Below are 6,420 nucleotides of genomic sequence, written 5' to 3'. Positions count from 1 at the left end.
CCCGTCAGGTGACGTTTTCGGATTAAATAGTTCGGTCACCAACCATATGCGGTAACCAATTTTGACCGATGCTGAGTAGGCAACTAGGATGGCCCCAAGTGACGGGACCACCGTTACCATCGCTGGTTAGGATTTAGCTGAGGAGGGATAACGATGTCGATGATTGAATTTCATCATGTCGAGAAATACTATGGTAACTTTCACGCGCTGACCGATATCAATCTCACCATTGCAGCCGGTGAGACGGTGGTCTTGATTGGGCCATCTGGATCGGGCAAGTCCACGTTGATTCGAACGATCAACGGGCTGGAATCGATTCAACAGGGTCAACTGATCGTGAATGGGCAAGATCTGGCGGAGAAGCGCACGGACATCAACCGCATTCGGAAGAACGTCGGGATGGTCTTTCAACACTTCAATTTGTATGCCAACAAGACGGTGTTGGAAAATATCATGTTAGCACCACGCTTGGTCCTTCATCGTGATGAGGCCGAGAATCATCGGACCGCACTGGCCATGTTGGACCGCGTGGGCTTGGCCGACCAAGCGGTGAAGCGCCCCGCACAACTCTCAGGGGGCCAAAAACAACGAATTGCGATTGCCCGATCGTTGGCCATGCATCCTAAGTGTTTACTCTTCGATGAACCGACAAGTGCCCTCGATCCCGAGATGATCGATGATGTCTTGAATGTCATGAAGGGAATTGCTCGGGATTCTAGCATGACCATGCTGGTGGTGACTCATGAGATGGGCTTCGCCCGCGAGGTCGCCAATCGGGTGGTTTTCATGGCTGATGGGAAAATCTTGGAAGATGATCCCAAGGAGACCTTCTTTGACGGGCAACCGACGAATGAGCGGGCTCGACAATTTCTCAGTAAAATTTTGACTCATTAGAAGGGGGGGGAGACCCATGCGAAGATTGGTCAGGATACTAGCTGGCATCCTTGGTGTGCTGGGGCTGTCGATCGGCCTCAGCGCTTGTGGGAATCCTTCGCTGGCGGCCCAAGATGTCTTGCAGTCGGATCGTAAGCATCAGACCATGACCTGGGGTGTCCGTGCCGATATTCGGTTGTTTGGCCTACTAGATACCAAGGACAACCAGATTAAAGGATTCGAAATTGATCTGGCTAAGGCGATTACGAAACAGATTCTTGGGCCCAATGGTCGGGCCAGGTTTGTTCAGGTCACCAGCGCCACCCGGATGCCGATGCTGGAAAATGGGGATGTCGATGCCATCATGGCGACCGTCACTAAGACACCGGAGCGGGCCAAAATGGTGGCCTTCTCCAGCACTTATTTCAATGCGGGTCAGTCGTTGTTGGTTAAGAAGGGGAGTTCGATCAAGAACATCCGGGATTTGAATGCGCAACATGGGACCATTCTGGGGGTTGTCGGAGCCAATTCGGTGGAAAAAGCGTTGGCCATCGCACCCCACGCCAAGGGGCTCCAATTGACCGATTACGCACAAGCCATGACGGCATTAAAGTCCGGCCAGGGGCAAGCATTGACGACTGACAACGGCATTCTCTACGGCCTGTCGCTACAGAATCCCGGCTATGTGGTGACCGGTGGGACCTTTGTTGCTGAACCTTACGGAATTGCCATGGCTAAGAATCAACAGCCCCTTAAGCGGGCCGTTGACCGGGCACTGGTCACCTTACGTCGCGATGGGGAGTATCAACGACTCATCAACAAGTGGTTCCATACTGTTAAGGGGTTCGATTACGAGGAGGCGGCCCGACAATGATAAATCTTATTCATACCTATGGTAGTCTGCTCCTGGTAGGTCTCCGGCATACGCTAACCTGTAGCCTAATTGCATTGGCGGCCAGCCTGCTACTGGGCACCGTCGTCGCCCTACTAGAGGTGGCGCCGGAACGCTGGTTGCGTGGGGTCGCTCGCACCTATATCGAGATCTTTCGCAACATTCCGTTGTTGGTCATCACGCTCTTCTTCTACGTGGTGGTGCCGCTCTACGTGATTAAGCTCACGGGCTTCGTGGCCGGAACCATCGGGCTGTCCCTTTACACGTCGGCCTTCATTGCCGAGACGATTCGTTCTGGCATTCGGGCGGTCGACCCAGGGCAAATGGAAGGCGCCCGGGCCAATGGCTTGAGCTACTGGCAGGCCATGCGCGTCATTGTTTTGCCGCAGGCCTTTCGCTATGTGATTCCGCCACTGGGTAACCAATTCGTTAACCTGGTTAAGAACTCGTCGACGTTGGCTTTTGTGGGCGGTTTTGATCTGATGTATCAGGGTAATAACATCGCTTCGGATTCCATGGCGACCATGGCCACCTATGCGGTGGTTGGCCTGTTGTATTTAGCCATCACGTTACCCATAAGTTCATATATGCGTTATCTGGAAAAGCGTTTGGCCTAAGGAGGGGAGTGGCATGTTACATGATTTTATTGCAGCCTATACGCCGGCCAATCTCCGGTATCTCTTCGGTGGCCTGGGCCTGACTCTGTTGGTATCCGTGGTGTCAATCCTGGCGAGCTTCTTGTTGGGATCGATCCTAGGAATTATCCGGTATGTACGCATCAAGGGGCTGTCGGCGGCGGTTGGTGGCATCATCGATGTCATCCGTAATTTACCATTGATTCTAATCCTGTTCTTTACGTACTTTGGCCTCCCCAACCTGGGGATTCGTCCCGGGGTGCTGGTGGCGGCAATTCTGGCGATGACCATCTTCGAATCGGCCATGTTGGCCGAAATTGTTCGCTCCGGTATTCAAGCGATCGACAAGGGGCAAATGGAAGGGGCGCGCGCCAACGGGTTGACTTATTGGCAGGCGCTGTGGCATATTGTGTTACCGCAAGCCATGGTCAAGATGATTCCCGCCCTGGTGAGTCAATTCATTTCACTCGTAAAGGATACGTCCCTGGCGACGATTATTCTGTTACCCGAAATGCTGTATCGGTCGCAGATTATTTATGGCCAAGATAGCAATTACATTGTGCCCATGTTCGTGGCGGTTGCGACGTTGTATTTCATTGTTTGTTTCTTGCTGTCGTTACTGGCTCATTGGCTGGAACGGCGCCAGGCTAGAGCATGAGCGTAAAAAAGTCCCGCGGATCAGAAATCCGCGGGACTTTCGTTATTTAAGGCTTAGTCATTCGTTGAGGGCGTGACGACATATTTCTTGAAACGGGCAAAATCGGCCTGTTGAAGTTCGACCTTCAGGGCGGTACCAGTTTCTTCATACGACGTCTGTAACACGTTGGCGTTGTCATTTAGGTAGGCCACGACGTCCCCATTGGCAAAGGGGACCAGGAAGGTTGCCGTGACGTAATTGTGGAAGACTTTTTCCTTAATGGTTTGCGTCAACAACGCAATGGAATCGGTATCCTTAGCCGAGAGGATCAAGGCGTCTCCGGCCCGACTCGGGAAGCTGGTGTCGGTTAGATCGGCCTTATTGAAGACCGTGATCATTGGGACATCGGTTACCCCAATGTCATGTAGGGTTTGTTCCGTCGTCGCCATCATGGCGGCCTTGTTGGGATCGGCATAGTCGACAACCTGAATCAACAGATCGGCATTGGCGGCCTCGGCTAACGTGGAACGGAAGGCCTTGACCAGTTGGGTTGGCAACTGACTGACGAAGCCAACCGTATCGCTCAAAAGCAACTTCTTTTGATCGGGGAAGGTGAGCTGCCGCACGCTGGTGTCTAGGGTGGCGAAGAGCATATTTTTAACAAAGACTTGCTTCTCCTCGTTCATCCCAAATTGCCGGACCAAAGCATTCATTAAAGTTGATTTTCCGGCATTGGTATAGCCGACTAGTGCAACGGAAGGTAATTGATTTCGTTCACGTTGTTGGCGTTGAGTGGCGGCTGCCTGATTAATTTCTTTCAATTCATGGTTAACGTGGTTGATGGATCGTTGGATGGTCCGCCGACTCATTTCCGTTTGTGACTCACCAGCACCACGGTTGGTGAAGCCGCCACCACCGCCACTACCAGTTTGTTGGTCCAGCCGTTGCGACGCACTGGTGTGCAACCGCGGAAGTTGGTACTGCAACATCGCTAATTGAACCTGGAGTTTGGCTTCCCGAGACTGGGCTCGGTTGGCAAAGATCTCCAAAATGAGTCCCGTCCGGTCCATGATTCGTGCCTTGGTAACCTTTTCCAAATTACGGATTTGACTGGGTGACAGCTCGTCGTTAACCACGATGGTGTCGACGCCGTCGTCGACCACGATGGCGGCCAATTCCTCGACCTTACCGGTTCCAAAGTAGGTGCCGGGATTGGGCTTGGTGAGGGCCTGCTGAATCTCTTCAACGACCGTCATATTGTTGGCTTCCACCAGGTTTTTCAGTTCGGTCATGGCGTAATCGAACGTCGCCTGACCCGAGTTTAAACCAATCGTAATGACTGGTGTTCGTGGGGTTTCTTCCAAAGAATCACCCTCCTTTAAAGTTATTGTTACCAGTATAACATGGCCGGCAACTTGAAAGAATTTTGACGATTGGTCTACCTGCATTATTAAAATCTGAGGTTGATTTTAATCGTCCTATCATCTAGAATGATCCTCGGTTTTAGAAAAAAGCATCAGTTTACAAATTTAGAGGGGTCGGACCTTAGATGAAGATTAGTTCAGTTGTAAAGTTAGGAACTGTGGCAACCTTAGCAGCGGGTGTCTTAGCAGCTTGTGGGACCACGTCAAGTACCAGCAACAGTCAGGCCCAGGCCAAGGATCAAACCTTAACCTGGATGGAAAACTCGGCCTTGCCAACGATGGATATTTCAAAATCCGTGGATGCGGTTTCCGCGGAAACGTTGAACAATACGGGTGAGGGCCTACTGCGGGTTGGTAAAAAGACCAGTCTACATCCTGGGGTAGCCAAGAGTTACCGCAAATCTAAGGATGGGAAGACTTACACCTTTAATCTTCGCAAATCTAAGTGGAGTAATGGGGATGCCGTAACGGCCAAGGATTTTGTGTATTCCTGGCAACGTACGGTGAACCCTAAGACCGCCTCGGAATACGCCTATCTATTCGGCGATGTTCAAAATGCAAATGCGATCATGAAGCATAAGAAGGCGGTCTCTAATCTTGGTATCAAGGCGGAAGGAAACTACAAATTGGTGGTTACACTGACCCATCCGGTTTCCTACTTCCCAGACCTGGTTGCTGGAACCACCTTCTTCCCCCAAAACCAAAAGGTCGTGGATCACTATGGCAAGAAGTATGCCAGCAACGCCGCGGACAATGTTTATAACGGACCATTCAAGTTAACTTCCTGGTCGGGGACCTCCGATAATTGGACAATTTCTAAGAATGCCAGTTACTGGGATGCCAAGCACGTCAAGCTAAACAAGGTGGCGTTTAACACGGTCAAGGATCCCCAAACGGCTTTGAGTCAATATCAAAGTGGTAAGTTGGATGCAATTTACTTGAGCGGTCAACAACCTAAGAACTACAAGAATAGCCAAGAGTACGTTTCCCGAACCAGTTCACGGGCCTCTTATATCGAAGTGAACCAGCGTAAGGACACTATGATGAAGAATAAGAAGGCCCGTCAAGCCCTCTCCTTGGCCATTAACCGGGAACAATTTACCAATAAAATTATGGATGATGGGTCGGCTGCACCGACTGGTTTAGTTACGGATGGACTGGCTTCATATAAGGGCAAGGACTTCGCGGCTTCCGCTAAGGTCCCATCTGCCACCAGCCAAGACTTGGCCAAGGCGAAGAAGCTGTGGCAAGAAGCCTTAAAGGAGACGGGGCGCAAGAGTTACTCGATGACTTTGACGGCGGATGATACGGCTGCTGGCAAGAGCTCGACTGAATATGTTCAAAGTCAATGGGCTAAGTTACCTGGTTTGAAGGTTACCGATGCAAATGTACCCTATAAGACGGTGCTTGCTCGGTGTGCCAGTGGAGACTTTGACAGTATTGTGACTGCTTGGGGGGCCGACTTTGCCGACCCAATTACCTTCCTGCAACTCTTTACAACGGGAAACTCCTATAACGAAGGCAAGTGGTCTAACAAGACCTATGACAAGTTGATCGATGCCGCTACCGGTGTCGATGCCAACCAGACCGGTAAGCGTTGGCAAGATCTGATTAAGGCCCAACGAGTCTTGTTGAAAGACCAAGGGATTATTCCGTTCTATCAACAAGGTAAGCCCCAATTGGTTAAGCGTAACGTCAAAGGCGTGGTCTACTTCCCGGTTGGCGCCAACTGGGACTTCAGCCGCGCGTACATGGCTAAGTAGATTGATTAGTAATGATTGACGAAAGGTGTGGCCAAAGTGCCACGCCTTTTTTTGGATCAAAACGATTGAAGCTTACCCTTACCTTATCATCAAGTTCTTAGATAAAATAAATTATAATCAGTTAAAACGTTGTTATGACGGCGATATCAGAAAGGGCAGTAACCGGAAATTAAAATTCACTATTGATTCTAATCTG

6 protein-coding genes are annotated in these 6,420 nt (G+C 50.7%); 5 read left to right on the top strand and 1 reads right to left on the bottom strand.

What is annotated here, in order from left to right; translation table 11 throughout:
- Positions 1-153 precede the first annotated feature (153 nt).
- From LSE01S_RS07690 to LSE01S_RS07675, 4 genes are read left to right on the top strand one after another with little or no spacing between them, the layout of a single operon-like run.
- Entirely contained in the window at positions 154-894 is a 741-nt protein-coding gene (locus LSE01S_RS07690; protein WP_061777054.1) for an amino acid ABC transporter ATP-binding protein, read from the top strand.
- A 16-nt stretch (positions 895-910) separates the two neighbouring features.
- Positions 911-1,747 carry a transporter substrate-binding domain-containing protein gene (locus LSE01S_RS07685; RefSeq protein WP_061777053.1) on the top strand — a complete coding sequence of 279 codons (837 nt, stop codon included), beginning with the start codon at positions 911-913 and terminating at the stop codon, positions 1,745-1,747.
- On the top strand, positions 1,744-2,382 hold the full coding sequence (locus tag LSE01S_RS07680; protein ID WP_061777052.1) for an amino acid ABC transporter permease: 639 nt from the start codon (positions 1,744-1,746) through the stop codon (positions 2,380-2,382). The genes LSE01S_RS07685 and LSE01S_RS07680 overlap by 4 nt, the downstream gene beginning before the upstream one ends.
- A gap of 13 nt (positions 2,383-2,395) precedes the next feature.
- Positions 2,396-3,058: an amino acid ABC transporter permease gene (locus tag LSE01S_RS07675; protein ID WP_061777051.1), complete on the top strand. Its 663-nt coding sequence runs from the start codon at positions 2,396-2,398 to the stop codon at positions 3,056-3,058.
- A 53-nt stretch (positions 3,059-3,111) separates the two neighbouring features.
- Here the strand turns inward: LSE01S_RS07675 and hflX are convergent, their stop codons facing one another.
- Positions 3,112-4,401, bottom strand: a complete 1,290-nt coding sequence (gene hflX / locus LSE01S_RS07670; protein WP_061777050.1) for a GTPase HflX — start codon at positions 4,399-4,401, stop codon at positions 3,112-3,114.
- Between the two features lie 185 nt (positions 4,402-4,586).
- On the opposite strand from hflX, the gene LSE01S_RS07665 reads away from it, so the two are divergent.
- Positions 4,587-6,224 carry a peptide ABC transporter substrate-binding protein gene (locus LSE01S_RS07665; protein ID WP_061777049.1) on the top strand — a complete coding sequence of 546 codons (1,638 nt, stop codon included), beginning with the start codon at positions 4,587-4,589 and terminating at the stop codon, positions 6,222-6,224.
- Positions 6,225-6,420 lie beyond the last annotated feature (196 nt).

The organism is Levilactobacillus senmaizukei DSM 21775 = NBRC 103853 (assembly GCF_001592085.1).
Taxonomy (GTDB): Bacteria; Bacillota; Bacilli; order Lactobacillales; family Lactobacillaceae; genus Levilactobacillus; species Levilactobacillus senmaizukei.
This window is presented reverse-complemented; position numbering and strand designations above follow the sequence as displayed.